1 protein-coding gene and 3 tRNA genes are annotated in these 1,876 nt (G+C 59.8%); all 4 read right to left on the bottom strand.

Features of this window, described 5'->3' with window-relative positions:
• Positions 1-145 precede the first annotated feature (145 nt).
• Positions 146-222 (bottom strand) — tRNA-Asp (locus AC1D0Z_RS20685).
• A gap of 104 nt (positions 223-326) precedes the next feature.
• Positions 327-402 (bottom strand) — tRNA-Glu (locus tag AC1D0Z_RS20680).
• A gap of 82 nt (positions 403-484) precedes the next feature.
• Positions 485-560, bottom strand: a tRNA-Ala gene (locus tag AC1D0Z_RS20675).
• A 74-nt stretch (positions 561-634) separates the two neighbouring features.
• Positions 635-1,876, bottom strand: a 1,242-nt coding sequence (gltX, locus tag AC1D0Z_RS20670; RefSeq protein WP_477660040.1) for a glutamate--tRNA ligase, incomplete at its 5' end; no start/stop codon positions are given.

Here is a 1,876-nt window from a genome sequence, read left to right as displayed (position 1 = left end):
GAGGTTGCCTTCGCATGTCCGCACATTTCCCGGTGAAAGTTGCAGCGCTCTTTGCACACGGGCTGGAAGCCGGAGACGTCAGAAATAGGGGGCCAGAAAATGAAAAAGGGTTAGCAGATATGCATCTGCTAACCCTCATCAATATTGGCGGAGTGGACGGGACTCGAACCCGCGACCCCCGGCGTGACAGGCCGGTATTCTAACCAACTGAACTACCACTCCTGGTAGTGACAACATTCGCTCTTTCGAGCCAAGTCGCTTGGCCCTTGCGGGCCGGCGGTTGTCAACTTGCGCCTTGGGCATCACACACAAGGTGTGATGAATTTTGGCGACCCTAAGGGGATTCGAACCCCTGTAGCCACCGTGAAAGGGTGGTGTCCTAGGCCTCTAGACGATAGGGTCTCAACCTTGGAACTTCCGGATGGCCCCTGCTTTCACATGGGCCCACAAAACTTCAAATTCTTCCCGACTGACTTTTAACTTTTGGTGGAGGTAAGCGGGATCGAACCGCTGACCTCTTGCATGCCATGCAAGCGCTCTCCCAGCTGAGCTATACCCCCGTCAAGTTATTGAGGTTTCCCTGCAATTGTCGAGCCTTGAATTATAGCCCGAAAATTTGGGCTTTTTCAAATCCTCAAACAAGCTTGAGCCGGGACACCACATCTTCGCGCTTCATGAGCTCCAGAATCGCGTCGAGCGACGGGGTTTGCGGCGTGCCCATCACCAGCACGCGCACGGGCATGGCCAGCTGCGGCATCTTGAGGCCGGTGTCGGCCAGCACCTGCTTGATCGCGGCCGAGATCGCGGCCTTGCTCCACTCGCAGGCAGCCAGCGAACTGCTCAGCTTTGCAATGGCCGGCCGCACCGCCTCCGTCACATGCGTGCTGATGTCTTCAGCACTGGGCTTGCCACCGGTCACCAGCAGCTGCAGCCAGCCGGCCAGCTCTACCAGCGTGCTGCAACGATCTTTAAAAAGACCGCAGCCTCGAGCCACCCACACCGGGTCCACGCCGGTAATGCCTTGCGCTGCCAGGAACGGCTGCACCAGGGTTGCCAGGGTGTCGTCCGCAGTAGCCTTCAGGTGCTGCGCATTGACCCAGCGCAGCTTGGCTTCGTCGAACTGCGCGGCGCTCTTGCCCAGGTGATCAAGGTTGAACCACTCGATGAACTGCTCGCGGCTGAAAATTTCGTCATCGCCGTGGCTCCATCCCAGGCGCGCCAGGTAATTGACCATGGCATCGGGCAAATAGCCTTCGGCTGCGTACTGCGTCACCGGTTTGGCGCCGTTGCGTTTGCTGAGTTTTTCGCCCTGCTCGTTGAGCACGGTCGGCAGGTGGGCGTACACCGGAGGCTCTTTGCCCAGCGCCTTGAATATGTTGATCTGGCGCGGCGTATTGTTCACGTGGTCGTCGCCGCGGATCACATGGGTCATGGCCATGTCGATGTCGTCGACCACCACGCAGAAGTTGTAGGTCGGCGTTCCGTCGGGCCGGGCGATCACCAGGTCGTCAAGTTCGTCGTTGCTGATCTCGATGCGGCCCTTGACCTTGTCCTCCCACACCACGCTGCCGCCCTGCGGGTTCATGAAGCGCAGCACGGGTTGCACGCCTTCGGGGACGGGCGGCAGGGTCTTGCCGGGCGCGGGGCGCCAGGTGCCGTCATAGCGGGGTTTCTCTTTGGCCGCCATCTGCTTTTCGCGCAGGGCGTCGAGTTCGGCCACGCTCATATAGCAGGGATAGACCAGGCCATCTTTCTGCATCTGCGCAAGCACAGCCTTGTAGCGGTCCATGCGCTGCATCTGGAAGAACGGGCCTTCGTCGTGATTGAGCCCGAGCCAGCGCATGCCCTCAATGATCACGTCGACAGCTTCCTGGCT

It is taken from the genome of Polaromonas sp. P1_E3 (assembly GCF_056405935.1).
The sequence above is the reverse complement of the archived record's forward strand: the minus strand, read 5'-3'. Positions and strand labels throughout refer to the sequence as shown.